Annotated in this window: 14 protein-coding genes; 9 read left to right on the top strand and 5 right to left on the bottom strand. The window is 51.8% G+C overall.

The genetic code is table 11. From position 1 onward, the window contains the following. Nucleotides 1–36: 36 nt before the first annotated feature. Complete coding sequence (locus tag E4631_RS19545) at nt 37–717, bottom strand: DUF6624 domain-containing protein (protein WP_133658953.1); 681 nt, start codon at nt 715–717, stop codon at nt 37–39. Between the two features lie 349 nt (nt 718–1,066). Here E4631_RS19545 and E4631_RS19540 point away from each other — a divergent pair, with 349 nt between their 5' ends. The 5 genes from E4631_RS19540 to E4631_RS19520 all read left to right on the top strand — a co-directional run bounded on the left by E4631_RS19540 (nt 1,067) and on the right by E4631_RS19520 (nt 12,221). After that, nucleotides 1,067–5,125, top strand: a complete 4,059-nt coding sequence (locus E4631_RS19540; protein ID WP_133658954.1) for a PKD domain-containing protein — start codon at nt 1,067–1,069, stop codon at nt 5,123–5,125. 19 nt (nt 5,126–5,144) lie between these two features. Continuing rightward, a complete protein-coding gene (locus E4631_RS19535; RefSeq protein ID WP_166648194.1) occupies nt 5,145–9,785 on the top strand; it encodes a DUF6443 domain-containing protein in 4,641 nt (1,546 codons plus the stop codon). A 109-nt stretch (nt 9,786–9,894) separates the two neighbouring features. Further along, on the top strand, nt 9,895–10,395 hold the full coding sequence (locus E4631_RS19530; RefSeq protein ID WP_133658956.1) for a hypothetical protein: 501 nt from the start codon (nt 9,895–9,897) through the stop codon (nt 10,393–10,395). A 506-nt stretch (nt 10,396–10,901) separates the two neighbouring features. After that, nucleotides 10,902–11,186 carry a hypothetical protein gene (locus tag E4631_RS19525; protein WP_133658957.1) on the top strand — a complete coding sequence of 95 codons (285 nt, stop codon included), beginning with the start codon at nt 10,902–10,904 and terminating at the stop codon, nt 11,184–11,186. 333 nt (nt 11,187–11,519) lie between these two features. Continuing rightward, complete coding sequence (locus E4631_RS19520) at nt 11,520–12,221, top strand: recombinase family protein (RefSeq protein ID WP_133658958.1); 702 nt, start codon at nt 11,520–11,522, stop codon at nt 12,219–12,221. A gap of 545 nt (nt 12,222–12,766) precedes the next feature. Here E4631_RS19520 and E4631_RS19515 read toward each other — a convergent pair. Beyond that, nucleotides 12,767–13,720 carry a site-specific integrase gene (locus tag E4631_RS19515; RefSeq protein ID WP_133658959.1) on the bottom strand — a complete coding sequence of 318 codons (954 nt, stop codon included), beginning with the start codon at nt 13,718–13,720 and terminating at the stop codon, nt 12,767–12,769. Nucleotides 13,721–13,777: 57 nt separating this feature from the next. Further along, entirely contained in the window at nt 13,778–14,206 is a 429-nt protein-coding gene (locus E4631_RS19510; protein WP_133658960.1) for a hypothetical protein, read from the bottom strand. A 251-nt stretch (nt 14,207–14,457) separates the two neighbouring features. Between E4631_RS19510 and E4631_RS19505 the strand changes: the two genes are divergently transcribed. Continuing rightward, nucleotides 14,458–15,378: a toxin-antitoxin system YwqK family antitoxin gene (locus tag E4631_RS19505; protein ID WP_133658961.1), complete on the top strand. Its 921-nt coding sequence runs from the start codon at nt 14,458–14,460 to the stop codon at nt 15,376–15,378. 39 nt (nt 15,379–15,417) lie between these two features. After that, the gene (locus E4631_RS19500) at nt 15,418–15,939 is read left to right on the top strand and encodes a hypothetical protein (protein WP_133658962.1); all 522 of its coding nucleotides are present in this window, start codon (nt 15,418–15,420) and stop codon (nt 15,937–15,939) included. A 12-nt stretch (nt 15,940–15,951) separates the two neighbouring features. Here the strand turns inward: E4631_RS19500 and E4631_RS26005 are convergent, their stop codons facing one another. Beyond that, complete coding sequence (locus tag E4631_RS26005) at nt 15,952–16,101, bottom strand: hypothetical protein (RefSeq protein WP_166648195.1); 150 nt, start codon at nt 16,099–16,101, stop codon at nt 15,952–15,954. Between the two features lie 51 nt (nt 16,102–16,152). Between E4631_RS26005 and E4631_RS19495 the strand changes: the two genes are divergently transcribed. Next, entirely contained in the window at nt 16,153–16,431 is a 279-nt protein-coding gene (locus tag E4631_RS19495; protein WP_133658963.1) for a transposase, read from the top strand. A 45-nt stretch (nt 16,432–16,476) separates the two neighbouring features. After that, the gene (locus E4631_RS19490; protein WP_133658964.1) at nt 16,477–17,364 is read left to right on the top strand and encodes an IS3 family transposase; all 888 of its coding nucleotides are present in this window, start codon (nt 16,477–16,479) and stop codon (nt 17,362–17,364) included. A 219-nt stretch (nt 17,365–17,583) separates the two neighbouring features. On the opposite strand, the gene E4631_RS19485 is transcribed toward E4631_RS19490, so the two are convergent. Beyond that, nucleotides 17,584–18,018, bottom strand: coding sequence for a two-component system response regulator (locus E4631_RS19485; RefSeq protein WP_133658965.1), 435 nt, complete (start codon nt 18,016–18,018; stop codon nt 17,584–17,586). Between the last annotated feature and the right edge of the window lie 8 nt (nt 18,019–18,026).

The raw sequence follows: 18,026 nt of genomic DNA, 5'->3' as shown, positions 1-18,026 counted from the left end.
GGGTGCAATTCTTTGAAATTTTATATATAAAAAATATTATTTAATATTATGTTTCGGCTGATGTTTGTTCTTCTGTTTTTTCAAATAGTCTTCCAGCGGTTCTAACCCAATATCGGTCCGGCGTTTGTTTACCTTCGCTGGGTCTAGTAGCGGCTCTCGCACCACTAGTCCTGTACCTTGGTACGCTAACTGTGTTCCGTAGACTTGTGGCCGGCCAGCGCGGAGTTCCAGCACGTCCGTTAACGTAGCATAGGTTATATCGTCCGCGTTGTCTTTTTTAACTTCTTTAGCCATCAACTGTTGCACCTGCTGCTGAAACTCCGGAAAGCGATTATAGCGTAATACGAGCGCCCCAAATCGCCGCGAAGTGGCTTGTCCAACCATTGTGTACGTTGGAAAGCCATAGGTAGTCGTGAGCGCCTGCACCCGCAGTTGGTGTCGCTCCAGCGTGTTGGCTAGCTTCCGCTCCAACCTTGTTCGAGCGCTATCACCCTGCGCAACGGCCCATAGCTGGTAGAGAGTTGCCTCCACAGTATACAAGCTATCAAGTGTGCTTTGCAGCTTCAACTGCGTTAGCTTCTTCTGAGCGTAAACAGGGGCCGCTGAAAATACGAATGCCGTGCAGGCCGTGAATAGTAATGCTCGCATAGTAGAGTTGAACAACCAACGATAGTAGTATAAAGCGCAGCAAGTTACCGCAATTTCAGGAGTTTGCAAACGTGAAGGCCCCGTGAAAAAAATATTTTTTTCACGGGGCCTTCACGTTTGCAAACTCCTGAAATTGCGATTAAGTTTGGCCTTCGAATGTAGTCACTAAGCGCTAACTATCACTTTAACTCGCGCCCCTAGTTGTATAGCCTTCGCTCAGCCATAAAATAGTTGCCCCATTGTAAACTCGACTTATCAGCGCAATCTGAGCCGTCGCGTCGCACTGGTTGTTTGCAAGCACTTGCTACTATTACTGGTAAGAATTGCCAGTCTGCTCTCCTCTCTTCCGCATTTAGTTTATTCATTATCCAACTTACATTTTCCCTCGTGCCTAATTGCTTCACTTTTACCAGCTTCCATGTTTATTTCTCCACCGCTTACCCGCTGGCTGGTGTTCCTAGTCGCGTGCTTTGCAAACCTGACCCCCACCTATAGTCAAAGCCAAGACCCAAATGCCCGCGATAAGGCAGTCGCACAGCCACCAAGTGGTAAGGGGCTGGGGACAGCCGTTGTCGGAGGCATTCCAGTCAATCTATTTACCGGTACCGCCAGCCCGGCTTACCCGTTGTGCGAACTGCCAGGCCGGAGCTTAACCATCCCTATTTCTCTAAACTACGTAGCTGGCAACGGAGTGCAAGTAGCCAGCGTGGCCTCCGAAGTGGGCACAGGATGGGCCTTAACAGCGGGTGGAAGCGTCACTTGTGAGGTACGCGGGCGCCCCGATGAGTTCGATACGGAATCTAAATCTTGGCTGACCAGTCTGATTAACCACACTGGCGGCACGGAGCTAGCCAGCAAAATTTGTGAGGGGAAGGATACGGAATACGATGTCTATCATCTCGTCGCCCCCGGCTTACAGGCGGACTTTGTTATTAGAGACCCGGCTAGCAGCCCTTCGCAAGGAGAGGTATATGTCTTAAATGACCGTACTCTCACCATCACCCCAACTTATTGGTCGGCCCCCGCTACGAGCCGCAGAATATTCTCTTTTCTAGTTATTGATGCCCAAGGAACCCGCTACACGTTCGACCAAAAGGAAGACACGCGGGTCCAAACCGAAACGAAGAACCTGCGCACGGGCAATCTCTCTAATAAGGACGACTATACGTACACCGCCAAGTGGTATTTAACCAAGCTACAGGATGCCACTGGCGACCAGATTTCATTCTCCTATCAAGGTTATAATGCTACCCCGGTAAGCTACAAAAGCTACGCGCATGTTACCCACGCTTATTATAAGTGCAATGCTTGGGACCAAAACTGTCAGACAGCTACTCCCTATCCCAACAGCTACCTCGATACTCGCTACGAGACCACAACCACTATTCGACCCACTTTAGGCTATAGCATATCTCATATATTTTCAGCTACGGGCTACGTTCGCTTTTTCCGGGATACACACAATCGCTTGGACGTTCCCGGTGAGAAGGCCTTGGATAAGATAGCGGTTTATGATAAGAATGACCGCGTAATTAAGAGCATTCTGCTTACCTACGGCTACTTTGGGCCGTGGCGTAATATTACGCCCGATGAGGTGCGCCTACGCCTGGATAGAATAACCGTGAAGAGTAGCGGCTGCCAGGCGACCAGTACGGATTTATTTTACCGCGGCATGTACGGAGGAACTGTTTCCCGACAAGCAACCAACCGCGACTACTGGGGCTACTTCAACGACAATTCTAGCGGAGAACTGTTGCCGTTTGTCGAGTCGCGCTATGCTTCCGGGGACCGCACGCCTTCTACTGGCTTAACAGCGCAGAATTGTATTCTGTATAAGATACAGTATGGCACCGGAGCATACACCGAGTTAACCTATGGGCGGCAAATAGACGGCGTTGGAGCAACCATCGGCGGCGTGCGAGTAGAGCAGATTCGCGTACATAATGGCATCAGCACAGCCCAGAACCAGCTGTTTACACTTAACTACAATACGTTCTTCCCTAACAGCGGCACGTTCGCTTCTACTTCCTCTGCCCCGCCAGTGCCCATACCGAAGCTGTACGAGTGGCAGAACGTCCGCTTTTCCACTGTATATCCAGGCCAAAGCTACTACTACGGAGCCGATTTAAATATATGCGATTCTCAGGACGATTTAACGGACAAGTTTCTTTATCGCAGTAGTGATGCCATAGCGCCTATTCCGTTAGATTACATGCATTATCAATGGGTGACTATCCAGCACCCTAATAGCTCCCGGACTGCCTATCAGTTTACTACTACCCAGAATTACCCGGATACTTACAATACAGAATCCGTTAAAATTACTTCCGACCCTTATAATACAAATTCAGGCTGCTATACCTCAGCTGGCGCATTGCCGCTCAAGTATGGCGGTAGTTGCAACGGCGACCCAATGGCCCCGCACCGGGCCGGCGACTACCTCTCATTGCCCCAAGACCAGCGCCCGTATGGCATTATGAACAGTGCTACCGCTAAGCGAGGCTTGGTCTTGCAGCAAGTAGAAGTGGACGCGGCCGGCCGCTTGATAAGTCAGACAACTAATGAGTATGACTTTCTGCAATCCGATGCCACGCCCCTAAAATCGGTGGTAGTTGACAAAGAGCGCCGGGTATTTGGATTCATCATGTACTCCTATTACTATAACGCGAAAGTCTACAAGCACGAGCGAAACTGGATTCCGCTGATTCGACAAACCGCTTTGCGCTACGACCAACGGCGAGGCAATTCGGGGACTATTTCTTCTCAAACTCAAATTACAGAATATGCTTATAAGAATTACTTTGTCTCCAAGGTTAAATCATATAATGTTGCGGGCGGTGATGCCCAAGTAGTCGAGTACCAGCGCGGCAAGGACGCGGGGGCTCCCGCAGTACTCGTGAATGCTCAGAGCTATGCGAGCGTATTTCAGAAAGAAGAATATCGGCTAGATGCCGCAGGTAATAAGAAGGGCTCACTTTATTCGCTTTATGAATACCAGCCGAATGCTAATAACTACGTATGGCCTCTACGAACGGGGACTTGGGATACCTCATCCGGTGTAAACCAGTGGCAATACCGGGTACTGGCAGTTGAGTTTGATGACTACGGCAATACTGTCAACTCACAATCTAGTAGCGGGCTCTGGTCGGGCACCCTCTTGGGAGCTAATAAGCTGCTTCCTATCGCCACGGTAGCAAATGGCAAGTTTGGTAATGGCTCCGTAGTTGCTACAGCCGGCCACACCAGCTTGGAAGAAGACGGCGACCCGGACCAGTGGAGTTCAGGAACCATCTACACAGCCGAGGCCAAGACAGGACTGCGTAGCGTGCAACTCTCGAACTCTAGTAACACTTACGGGCCCGGCAAAACCTTCACCCTGGAGCCCAAAGACCAGCACGGTAAATACTTTTTCTCTTGCTGGGCGAAGGTTCCTCAGGGTCAAGCTGGCCAGTCAAATGTGACAATGGTCACCTATGTGGGCGTATCAAGTGGGAATAATTCGTGGCGCGGGACGACGCAAACGGTGAGCAGTGGCCAGGCGTGGCAGTTCTGCCGGGGCATAGTAGACTTAGATGACCCTACCATTCGCACAACGCTGCCTAGTAACCAGAATATTACTATACAGTGCTACCCGTGGATTAGTTCGGGCTCGGGCAACGTGCTCGTAGACGAGTTTCGGTTTCACGCTGAGAACGCCCGCATGGCGACGGCTACCCATCAGCTCCATGTAGGCAAAACCTCCACAACGGATGAGAATAACGTGACCACGTACTATGTCTATGATTCCGAGAGTCAGCCCTTGTTGACAAAAGATGCGCTGGGGAATATATTAAAGCGGACCAAAACAAACTCCACGGCGACCACGCAGGAGATTCTCGCTACAGTTGCCCAGACGGGGGGTAATGCGTACCCGAATACCGATGCGACATTTACCGCCGCCGCTCCCGACTGCGCTTCCAACATCAACTATACGTGGAACTTCGGGGATGGAAGTACCGCGAAGGGTAGCGGTAGTCAGACGCACGCCTATGCCCAACTCGGTACCTACCCGCTCACGGTAGTAGCCGAAGCACCTGGTTTCAATCCCGTAGAGAAAACCCTGTCCGTGCAGGTAGTAAGCCCACTGGGTGTTTATGCTACTTATTACGGGAGCACCTACATGGATTTGTGCGACCCCTACGGGTCAGAATATGGCGGGGGCGGCCAGCGCGACGCCAGCATCACTGTTCAACCGCAACAGGGCTGCGGCACCTACACCTATCGCTGGGAAACGAATGAATATACCTCCTGGAGTAATAGCTGGGGCGGCTGGGTGGACGCTAACAACTACAGTCCGACTTTCAGCTACTACCACGGGTCGCCCCGGCAGTTGCAAGTCCGCTGTACAGTAACGGATGCCTGCGGAAACAGTGTCGTCTACCAGGACCAGTTCTATACCTACGCAAGCTCCCCACAGTGCGCCACCGTTATTTACTAGCGCTTACCAGTTCGTCTATATGAAAACCTCGATTTCATACTTGCTGCTGCTCAGCTACCTATGGCTCGGCGGAGTTCTCGCTTGCCAAGCGCAGGTAACTGTCACGGCTAGCGGGCCTACAGTGTTGGCCCCAGGTGGGACCGTTACGTTGTCGGGCCCCGGTGGGTATAGCTCGTACCGCTGGACGCGCAACAATGCGGACGTGGTGGGTACCCAGCCAACCCTGCCCGTCACCACGCCCGGCTACTATCGGTTGCAGGTGGTCAATGGCGGCACGGCCACCGTCTCGGACGCTGTTCGCGTCACCGTGCGCCAGGGCGCCGGCAGCCCCGACCAGAACTACACGCAGGAGGATGTAGTGTTGAGCGAAGGAATTGTAGTAGAGAGCAACATTGACTTGGCGCAAACTAAAAGGAAGCGTACTATCACCTACGCAGATGGATTACTGCGGCCTACTCAGAAGATAGAAGTAAAAGCCAGCCCAGGCAATAATGATGTAATACAATTTTATGATTACACGGCAACCGGGCAGCAGCCACGGCAGTACCTCCCCTATACCAGCGGTGCAGATGGGCTATTCAAGTCCAATGCATTGGCTAATCAACAAGCCTTTTATTCTAATTCGGGACCAGGAAAAGTTGCTCGCGAGACAAACGGATTAACATACAGTGAGTCGGTATTTGAAGATACTCCAAGTGGGGGTGTCATTGAGCAGGGGGCCCCAGGCTCATCAGGACAGATTGCCAAGGATGGGAACAGCAATTCTACTTTTCAAGGCCACACGAAACGCACGCTTACGCGCGCAGTTGGTGGAGGCGAAGTAGCCATATGGACCTATAGCTCTAGTCCAGATGGTGTTATTGGCACAGCTTCAATCAGTTTTTCTTCCCCTAACTCACTTACTGTCACACTCAAGACAGATGAAGACGGTAAGCGGAACTGGAAGTATACTAACATGTTCGGCCAAGTCGTGGCTGAAGAGGTATTGGCTAGTTCGGGTGCATGGATTACTACTGCTTATGCCTATGACCAAGCTGGGCGAACAGTTATGATTATGTCACCTGAGGGTGTAAAGCGAGTCGCAAATACTGGTGAGCCGATAACCAGTGATTTTATCTCACGCTGGGCCCATTTATTCAAATACGACCAACGAGGAAGACTTATTTGTCAAAAAGTACCAGGTAGGGCGTGGGAATATTTGGTATACGACCGCTGGGACCGCCTAGTAGCCACGCAAAATGGCAATCAGTATAAGCAGGGCAAATGGAAATTTTCTAAATATGACGAACTGAACAGAGTCATAGCAACTGGCTTGATTAGCAATTCGCGTACACGTGAGCAACTCACTGCTGATATAGAAAATGCTATTTCTACCGGAAGCATTGGACGTTATGAAGTGAAGTTGGACAATATTTCGGCCTCCCTTCGCCTCGGATATAGTTTAAATAAGACTTGGCCTGCAAATACAACAGGCAGTGACTTATTAGTTATAAATTATTTCGATAGTTATGAATTTCTGAATACCTATTTCCCTTCATTACGCTATACTCAAGAGTCATTGGCCGATTTAATGAGTCCAAGTCAGCCTTCCATATTCACAACTAGTCTTCCTACGATTAGCCAAACTCGCATCCTAGGTTCAAATAGTTGGCTGGTTGCGGCAACTTATTATGACGATAAAAGCCGAGTTATTCAGACTTGTAAGTCGAACCAATTAGGAGGATTCGACAGGGTTACAGCTGAGTACGATTTTTCCGGCAAGATACTTAAAACATATACCGCTCATAATGTGGTGAATGGAAGTCCAACTCACACGGTAAGATACCGCTATACATATTACGAAAATAACAGTGCTAAAGACCTCTTCGCTTGGTTCAACAAAAAGGATGGGACTATTGAACTACTACTATCTAAGAAGGAGTACAATGAGTTAGGGCAATTAGTTGACAACAAACTGGGTATTAATCTAGGAACCGGCAATTATCTCCAATCCGTAGACAATCGTTACACACTTAAAGGGCAACTTAGTCATATCAACAATCGTGACCTGCTCAATGGAGTAGATTCTAACGATGATACTGATGCAGAGCCAGACTTGTTTGGATTAGAGCTAAAATATGACTCTGACTTGCAAGTCAACGCTACTACAGCTTGTTATAACGGCAACATTACCGAAAGCATGTGGAAAAGCAAGCGTGATAACAAATTGCGCAGTTACGCCTATCGCTATGATGGCGCAAATCGCTTAACGGATGCGAAATACGCGGCTTGGGGAGCAGGTTGGATTGATGAAAAAGATGATATTAGCGCTAATGGCAGTACCGGCGGCATTGGACGTTTTACAGTTAGCGACATTCAGTACGATTTAAACGGTAACATTCAGCAGATGAACCGCGTTGGTCGGAGAAATACTCCGTCCCCAAATCAATTTGTTTATGGTCCAATTGACCAACTCAGATATAATTATGGTAGTGCTGGTGGCAATCAACTGCGTTCCGTAGCAGACCAGGCTGGGTACTCAACAGCTACTAACGATTTTGAAGATGTAATTAATACAGGTGATGAGTATGTCTACGACGATAATGGTAATCTTATTACAGACTTAAACAAGGGACTTAATGTCACTTATAATGAAATAGATTTACCGAACTCTATCGGAGTTGGACGCTTTCAAACTATTTCATTTACCTACTCAGCTACCGGAGAAAAACTAAGTTATTCTGTAAATCAAAACGGCGCTGTCACTACCGAGACTTACGTGAACGGTTTTGTATATACAACGGCTGTTGGACCGTCTTTGTCCGTGCCTACTCCTGTAGGTCGAGCGCTTTATGGAACAACACCAGATAATACAACGCCTCACTGGATTCAAGAATACCATATACGAGACCATCTAGGCAACTTACGCATTGCGTTCCGTGATGAGGGACAGGCTCCCGTTAATAATCGGATTGCAACGATGGAACTTGCTAATGCGTCAAAAGAAGAACAGGATTTTGATAATCTTACTTCGACCCGTGAGTTAGACCCTGCACACGCGCGTACTGGTGACTATGCTACTCGTTTGAATGCCGGACAGAACCAACGCATGTTTGGCCCCAGTTCTTCCGTTCAGCTACATGCTGGTGACAGCTTACACTTCGAAGTCTATGGGCGCTATGATGTCGCTAAGAAAGTAGGAGTTTGGCCTATACTAATACCGCTGGCAGCGAATACGTCCACTCCCACTCCTACTGCTGAAGGTGGACGTTCCGCTGCTAAGGGGGTTTTCTCCAAGTTGGTTGCCGGCATTGCATTAGCTTGGACGGTATTACCTCATGTGGTTCAGCACCAAGTAGCAGTGCCTCGGGCAAGTATCAAATACGATTTCTATGATAAGGACAGTACCCTTATCGCGTCGGAAGTAAAGTATTTGGAGAGGGATGCGGCCAATAACTGGCAACAACTAGAACTTGGCTTCAAAGCACGGCAAGAAGGGTACGTAGTAGTATCCGTACAGAATGCAACTAAGCAAGACGTGTGGTTTGATGATGCCGCGCTCCGCACCACAACTACGGAGTTAATCGTCCAAGAAAACCACTATGACCCCTGGGGTCAAAATTTGATTGACATTGAAGTAGCAGGCGCCCCTGACTGTAAACAGCAGTATGGTAGCCAAGGCCGTATTGATGGTGCTGGTCTAGAGTGGATTGACCACGGAGCCCGCTACTATGATTCGCAACTTGGACGCTGGCATGTACCTGACCCTGCTAACCAATTTTCGTCGCCTTATGCAGGAATGAGCAACAACCCGGTCATGTATACTGACCCGGATGGACAATTTGTATTCATTCCTATTCTTATTGGAGCGGCAATTGGGGCTTATATGGGTCACCAGATTGGACAAGCTGCCGGAGCAAATGGATGGGGCATGGCTGGCTATATAGTTGGTGGTGCTGTAATCGGGGGATTGTCAGGCGGCTTGGCTAATGGAGTTGCTACTTCAGGCGCAGCATTTGCTAATACGATGGGAATTTTTGCTGGCTCTTTTACCAATAGCGTTATGATGAATATGCTCAGCGGTGGAAGGACCGGTGTCACCATTGGATTTGGGGCCGCTTCATATAATTTCAACCAAGAGGAATGGGGCTACTTGGGCAAGGATGGTAATTCGACAATGGATAATATTGGTTATGGTTTAGGAGCTATTTCTAACATCAGTGACGGCTTAGCTGGGTTACATCCAGGCAAAGTTCAACTCAACACGGAACATTCTGATTTAATTGGCCATAGTGCCATTACAGAGGTTGGAGAGTCCAACCCAAATAATTCCATTATATCTGTTGGCCCAACTGAGCCAGGAAAAGTTATATTCAATCCTTTTGCCTTTAAAAAAGGTGACAGTAACTGGCCAAATCACACACTAGATAAACTAGTTTGGAAATCGACAGTCAGTGGCGTAAATAAAAATACGTTATACAGCTTTAAAAGCCTATTAGATAGAGGCGTCAACTATAACCTGTATGCTAGCAGCTGCGTTAATAATACAGCTCGAGCACTGACATTGAGCGGTATACCAGCAATCGGTATTCATCCGTTTATTTTGGGTGCTGAGATGTATCTACGTGGGTTAGGAGTGAGGCCAACTCTATTTTCTTACCATCTGTATACTAACAATTGAGTGCTATTCTGCGACAGTGAAATCAATATTGATTTCACTGTCGCAGAATAGCACTCAATTGTTAGTATAATTTGTTTTCTAATCTATTGTCTTTAACTCAAAACTTATAATGGAAATCATTGCTGTTTTAATGCTGCTAATAAATCAGCAGCATGCTCCTAGTACCATATTAGTTGGGAAAACATTTTTATGGAATGTTTATTGCGACCCCAATAAAGAAATTCCTGTCATTGAAATAGGAGGCATAAAATATGGTTTACATGACAGTCTATTAATCAAAAAAGTAGATGGCTTAGGAAATGTTATTTATTCGAGTAATAATGGAATTCTATATAAAAAAAATAATGAATTTCACTATAAAAATGCTTTACTTAAAATAGAAATGCCGTTGCGTTCCACCCCTTATTCTGAACGAATTGACGCTCAAAGAAAAAACATATACGCGATTAATGCCTATAACGAAGTTCATAAATTAAAATCCAATATTAATACTACATATGTATTTAATTGGAATGTAGACTCAGATTATATGTACTATAAAAATAATACTAGTATGGGGGGGGGGTATTTGCCAAACTATTTAAAAAAGTTTTATGATAGCTTAAAGTAGGATTATAAAAAATATTATTTAATATTAGATAATTATCAATTTATTTTCTCCAGTTCTGCGGTGCTGGTGTGTATATTCTAATTGAACCGATACAGTTACTACTGCCTGCTAATGCTTAATACCTCGAGGAAATGTTTACTACAATCGCTTCCGTTTAGTAATAGACCTAAGGCCATTTCTTCAAAGGGAATTCGTAGTTCTTGAAACCTCGTCCAACCGGGCGGGGGTTTTGTTTACCCAAGGAAGAGGTTTAGAAACGATAACTCTTACTTACCTGCTACTATTGGGCAGTCACTGGAGCTACTAGCCGCGTGGGCCGATACTTGCTCGCGGTGGGTTGTGTGCTGGCTGTCGGCCGTGCGGATATCTCCGAAATTATACTCACTACCTTGTACAGGTCCTGAGATGATACCAGTTCATTTTGGGGCTGATTATTAATGCCGACTACGGCCCCTATTGTACTAGCTAACCCAAGTTGCGGCCTATAAGCCAGCTTGGTGTAAGGTGTGGGCAAAAATAAAGAGGGTGATTTTCAGGGCAAATCCCTGGGCCGTGACCGCGTGAATCTGCTTGGGAAAGCGGGCGGTCACCTGACTGAATGTGGTTTCAATGCTTTTACGAAAGTATTGTATCAGAAAGCTTTGTGCGAGATGATGCGGCCGTTTGCTGTTCTGGCGGCGCGCACTTTGTTGCTGACTGCCGCTGGCCTCGTTGAAGAGGTCTTCGGCTACATAATCCGTATAGCCGGCATCGGTGTAGAGGACACTGCCGGCGGGCAGGTCCAGCGGTAAGCCGCGCCGGCCGGCCTGCTCGGACTCGCCGCCAGCCGCAGGTGGCGGGCGGCGTGTTTGCCGGGTGGGTGAACCGGATGATGTCGTCTAGCAAGCAGTACATTGCAACGGTCTGTTCGCGCATGGTTGGGGCGGTAAAGGGAGGTCAGAGACCCTAAACCTAGCCTGTTCACGCCGAACAGACTTTTTTTATGCCCCGACTACGCCGCAACTTGGGTTAGCTAGGTCTTTCGGCAGCACAATGCCGTAGCTGGTAGACAAAGCTAACATTTTTTAAACGGTCGTTTGGAAAATGTTAGCTTTGCCCCAAACCTCCTTTTTGACCTCTCGCTCATGCTCGCTGCCCCAACTCCTCGCCCCTATTTTGCTTACTACCGGGTCTCGACCCAAAAGCAGGGCGCTTCCGGTTTGGGGTTAGAAGCCCAGCGAGCGGCGGCGCACAGCTTCGTAGACGACCCGACCAGCTTGCGAGGTGAGTACATCGAAATCGAGAGCGGCAAGAAGAATCACCGACCGCAGCTGCTAACTGCCATCGCGGCCGCCCGGCAGGCGGGCGGGGTCCTGCTTATCGCCAAGTTGGACAGGCTCTCGCGCAACGCGGGTTTCATCTTCACCCTGCGCGACGCGGGGGTAGAATTTATGTGCTGCGACATGCCGGATGCCAATACCCTAACCGTGGGCTTATTTGCCGTGCTCGCCCAGCACGAGCGCGAGACCATTTCTAAGCGCACGAAGGATGCCCTTACGGCCAAAAAGGCGCGTGGTGCGCGGCTGGGCACGCCAGCGAACCTCACGGTGGAGGCCCGGCAGCGGGGCCTGGCTGCCCGGCAGCAGAACGCCCGCGAGCACCAAGCCAACAAGCAGGCGAGCCGGGTAGCCACCTTGCTAGCAGCACAGGGGCACAACCTGACCCAGATAGCCCGCGAGTTGAATGAAGCGGGCTATCGGACTCGTCGGGGTAAGGTGTTTCATCTGGCTACGGTACGGCGACTACTTACTCGAGCGGAGCAGAAGCCTGCGACCATCAACGCATAATATTAGATAAGCAAACATTTTCTATAATCTTAGCGGGAATTTCTGTTCCTACTCTTGTGCTACCCCTATCACTGCGGGAAACCGGTCTAGCTGCTGAAGCCAGGGGCGCAGTTTGGGCTCAATCCAAGCGATAAGCTGTAAAATTTCTGGTGTTGCCTCTGCAGCTGGTTTAGCCGCCAGCGAATGGGCTCATTTTGGTACACGCGATTGCGCATCCTGCGTATGTCATTGACCACCAACAATATGATTGAGCGCTGGCGGTCCTGCTTGGGGAGATGAGCAAACGCTCGGCGCAATAGTTTTTCTCTGAAGAGAACATAGCAAACAGGGTGATGGGCGCAGCGTAGGGAGAGGATGTTGGTCGCTGGGAGAGACATAGCGGGCTATGCTCACAGCGGGCTGAATTATAACTGCTTATACCAGTGTAGTAAATCAGGCTACTGCGCAGAAGCGGCGCGCCGAGACGGGGCATGAGGGGTAGCGCAGTATCATATGCTACCCCTCAAGGACTGGTGCGACTTTTTGGCGGAAGTTGGGCGCATAATTTAAAGGCCTAATTCCTTGGCGGCGTTGTGTTGCTTAACATCATCGAGGCGGGTGTAGCGCCGAATCATGGTGCTCGTTTTGTGCTTGGTCTGGTTCATCACCTTGCTGTCGTCGGCCCCGGCCAGCTTAGCTACCGTCACAAAAGAAGCGCGCAGCGAGTGGGCCGTGAAGCCCGCGCCCAGATAGCGCTGTACCAGTACGTTGATAGTTTGGTCAGATAACCGGTTAGTGGTCAGTTGATTATTCTTGCGTAGCGATACGAACACCGGACCCTGCACACGGTCGAGCTGGCTCAGCCAGGCCTTCAGGGAGCGGATGGGGCACACGGCCGACTCGGGCGAGTAGAAAATGGCCTTTTCCTCGTGGTCGCCGAGCTGGTTGGTTTTGCTTTTGCTGAGCGAGACAATCAGGCAGTCTTCCGTAAAGCTCAAATCCTCGATGTTGAGCGCCGTCAGCTCCGAGCGCCGAAAGGCCCCCGTGAAGCCGAGCAGCAGGATGGCCCGGTCGCGCAGGCCGCCCGGCGTGTCGAGGGCCAGCCCCCGTACTACTTTTTTGAAGTTGGCCAGCCCGAAAGCGGGGGCCTGCTTCTGGCGCACGCCGTGCACGCGGCGCACGCCATCCATAAAAATCTTGAACTGCTTGTCGTCGGTGGGTGAGTCTATGCCGCGCACGGCGTAGGCTTTGCTGATGGCCGCGCAGTGCCGCTGCATGGTTGCCACCTTTTTGCCCGCTTCGGCCAGGCTCGTGATGAAGCCCACCAATGCCTCGGTCGCGGCGGGTATCGGCGGGTAGTTGTGGGCCGCGCACCAGGCGGCGAAGCGCTTGAGGTCGGATTGGTAGGCGCGGCTCGTGTTGGCGGCCCCGCTTAAACCGGCCTCCACGTAGCGGCCCGCCGCACCAGTATAGGAGGTTAAACTGGTGCTGCTGGGAGTGGCAGTGGGAAGCACTTTCATGTAGCCTATATAATACGGAGTAGAAAGTAGTGAAAAAGTAGTGAAAATACCGGCGCTTTAGAAGGGCGGCTCGTCCTTAAACTCGTGGCTTCGTGGGAAAGGAAGCGGGGCGGGGCGCGCCGAGAAATCAGTGGTTGCAACGTTCGGGGCCGCCCGCCGCCCGCTGGATTTTTTGCGCTGGCCAGGCTCCGGGGTGATGGCTATTTGCTGACCCATGAGGACGACCAAGTACTTCGTCGTGCCCTCCCAATAATAATCCACGCCGCGCACCGTGAAGCCGACCGTGACGTACTCGCCTAGGCGCAGCCCGTCAAGCAAACTCATGTGCTGCTCGGCAAACTGAATTTTCACCAGTCCTTCGGCTGGCTGGTTGCGGGCCGCTATGCTCAGAATTGATTCCTGATGCCAGATTTTCTTTGTCGCCTGTACGGGCGGAAAAATGGTGGAGACGTGGCCAGTCAGAAAAAGCAGCGGGTCGGCAGCCATAGTAGGAAGGAAGCGGGTCGAATTAATTGGCCCGGCAAGATAAGTCATAGGTAGTGATAAGGCCCAATTATCGTTACCTATCCGAAAAATCAGGAAACCGATGTTTCACTAATAATTTGGGTGCAAAAAAGTCAAAAGTTCTCACCGGCGCTGAAGAAACCGAAAAGTCATTTAGTCAACAGGTGTGAGCAGCGGAACAGCCAAAACTTCCGGCTATTTTTACCGGCCGTATTCCTATCCAATTTCACTTTATGACGCAACGCTACTTTCTACCGTTCTTACTCCTTATTATAAGCCTTCCCGCGCTGGCCCAGCGCCCCAAGCCGGCCGCCGTGAGCTTACCCCCGGCCGACACCGTGTATTTCGACCGGGATTGGGAGCGCACTGAAACCCTGGAAGAAGTTTCCTACGCCCGCATTGCCCACCGCGACGCAACTGGCAAAACGGTGGGCACCGTGCGCGACTACTTTTATCCTTCCTGGAAAAAGCAGTGGGAAGGCAAAATAGCCGCCGAAAAGCCCGATAAGCCCATGGGCCTGTGCTGCGGCTGGCATGAGAATGGCCAGGTCAGCTTTCGGGGGACATATATAAACGGAGTGCAGCAGGCAGACTTTCGCAGTTGGCAGCCCGACGGGCGTGAAATCAAGTGCGCCGCCCGCCTCATGGAGGCGCTGCCGCTGAGCACCGCCGCCATCCATTGCAGCAACTGTATGCACTCCAGCCGCACGGTGTTCACGGTCGATATTCCGGCTGGCACAGTGGGCGTCGTCTACAAGCTCGACGTGCGTGATGAAGGCCAGCCGCCGGTGTCGTGGTCCACGGCCCTGGCCATGGCAGCGGTGGTGGGCAGCGGCGGCTCGGCGGCTCCGGCCCTGCTGGGCACGGCAGCTTCGGCCCTGACCCGACAGGGCAACAGCGCCCCGCCCACGGTCAGCACCAAGTGCCATTGGTACGTTACCCTCGACCCGGCTGCAGCCAACCAGTTTATGGCCACGAAAGGGACCATCACGAGCGCCTGCCTACGAGCGGCGGCGAATACGCCCAAGGAAACCCGGCCCATCACCCTGCCGCCAGGCACACGACAGCTTTTCGTATGCGTGAACAATGACAACTACACCACCGACGCCACAGCTACGCTGAGCGTAAGCGCCTTAGTGCAGGCCTGCAAGTAAGCCTTTAGGCTGCCTAGCGGAAAAAAATACTAAGTTCCTATGATTTCATTCTTCACTTGCACTGGCTACAAGCACTTCGGTGCTGAGCCGCCTTTAAGCTTCCACAATCGCCACGGGTTCGATGAATTTCGTGACAATATGCTGTATGTCAGCGTATCGCTCAGCGACTGGAAGCATGACCAGGAAATGCTGCGCTTCGTGCTTGATACGCATTTTAAGGGCTTTGACGCTAAGTTCATGGCTAAGGCTATCAAGCCTTTTATACAGGACAATCAGACCGGCCAGCTACACCTGCTTATTTGGCAGCACAGCTCGCACACCCAGGATGAGCTAAAGCTTAGCATCGGGACCGAAGTGCCTATTGTGGAGCGGTTTGGTCAGGAGGTAGTTACTGCCCAGCAGTACATAGAACAGCGCCGGGCCTACTACACGGCCGAATATGCCCGCTACGAAGCCGAGGCGAAAAATGAATCTAAGCGGTGGGAGCAGTTGGAGCAGGAACGCGCCGAGCGCCGCCGCAAGCGGGAAGCCAAAACGGCCGGCACCAAAAGTCCCAAATAAGCATACCCTAATCTAATAGTGGAAAGCGAGGCCCGCGCCCCAGCCGTATTGGTTGTCGTAGTTGGTGCTGAGCGAAGCGTACTTGCTGACCATGTAGCGGAAGCCGGGGGTAAACTCGCGGTCGGTATTGGCCCGAACGTCCATAAACACGTTGTTGCTCAAAGTGAGGTGGTCGGGTAGAAATGGACACGGAGAAAGTAACTTTCCCTTGTCATGGAAGCAGCAAAACCAGCCGGTAAACGGCCACGAACCACGTATGATGCGGCCTTTCGGACCGAGGCAGTCCGCCGCGTGAACCAAGATGGGCAGATGGCGGCACGGGTCGCGCAGGCGTTAGGTATGAGCGAGGCCGTGTTAGGCAAATGGGTGCGGGCGGCCCGCCGGCAAGCCGCTCGTCCAGCCGGCAGCGACGCGCTGGAGCTAGAAAACAAGCAGTTGCGGGCTCAGCTGGTCCGCGCTGAAATGGAGCGTGATATTTTAAAAAAGCGCTGACCATCACCCAAATGCTTGACGCGCATTTTCGCAACCGACGGGTCGATGAAACGCTTCGCTTTCATTGCCTTACACGCTCCCGGCTGGCCCGTGCGGCAGCAGTGCCGGCTGCTAGGCGTCAGTCCCAGCTACTACGCGTGGCAGAAGCGCGTCCCTATGGCGGCGGTCGAGTCCGCGCTTGCCGCCTGGCAAGTGGCTGCTCAGCGCGTCTTCACCACCCATGCCGGTCGCTATGGCCAACGCCGGTTGCGCGCCCAACTGCGGCGCGAAGGCCACACCGTGGGCCGGCAGCGTTTGCGCGGCTGGCTCAGCGCCAGTGGCTTACGGGCCCTCTGCACGCGCGCCGGTTCCCGGCCCCCGCGCACTACCCAAGCTGATCCGCGGGCCATCGCCGCCGCCAACAAGCTCGCCACCTGGCCTGCGGCCACCGCCCCAAACCAAATTTGGGTGGGCGACATCACCTACCTAGCCCTGGCTGCCGGGCACTGGGCCTACCTGGCCTGCTGGCGCGATGCTTTTTCCCGGCGCGTGGTGGGCTGGCACGTGAGCGAGTCGCTGCACACGGACCTAATTATGACCGCTTTTAACCGGGCCGTGGCGGTCTGCCAGCCCCCGCCCGGTCTGCTCGTGCATGCCGACCGCGGCAGCCAGTACACCAGTGACGCCTTTACCCAACTCCTGGACCGCACCCAGGCGATTGCCAGCCTAAGCCGGCCCGGCAACCCCTACGATAATGCGCTAGCTGAGAGCGGCTGGAGCACGCTCAAAACTGAGCTGCTGCCCCGCGGCGCCTGCTTTGCTGACCTGGAAGAGGCCCGGCTCGAACTGGCCGAGTACCTCGACCATTACTACAACACGCAGCGCCTACACGCTGCCCTGGGCTACTGCACCCCGCTCGAAGTCGAACTCCACTACCTTTTCAACCTACCTTAGCTCGGTGTCCATTTCTACCCGACCACCTCAGTTTCGCTAACTTCTACTTCCAGGACAACTCTAAATTTTTTCATGCTGTTGTAAAATAAGAAGGCCCCACATAAGTAAGGCCTCTTAGGGGGATAAAAGAGCAGAAAGGGGTCGTCTCGGAAAACGGAAGAAGTAGCACGTTAAGCAGCAGCACCCCGCTTCGGTTCACTAAAAGCAGGGTTGGCCAACCTACTCTGTCAAGGAAGTCGTTGGAGGTGGAGCAAAGTGCTTCTCCAGCAAGGCAGTGACTTTTTCCTTCGTTAGAGGCTTGTTGAGAAAACCGGCAATGGGCAACTCCTGCGCCCGGGCCAGGTCTACCGGGTGCAGCGAGGTGGTAAGCATAACAATGACAATAGCGTACCGTTGGGCCAGTGGCATCTGCACGTAAGCTTCTAGGAAGGCCATGCCGTTGAGCACCGGCATATTCATGTCCAGCAGGATAAGGCGGGGACACGTCGGGTCGGTCGGCTCACCACACGCGTAGTTGAGTGTGCGCAGGGCCTGCTCGCCGTTTTCGGCCACGAGTACCTGCTCGGCCACGCCCATGCGGGTGAGCAGGAGTTTATTGAGGAAATTGGTTGTGGGGTCGTCATCGACCAGCAGCACACTCGTTAAGACGGGCATAAAATGGG

Origin of the sequence: Hymenobacter sp. UV11, from assembly GCF_004684095.1 — a bacterium.
GTDB lineage: Bacteria > Bacteroidota > Bacteroidia > Cytophagales > Hymenobacteraceae > Hymenobacter.
Note: the sequence above shows the minus strand (reverse complement) of the source record. Positions and strands in the feature narration are given on the sequence as shown.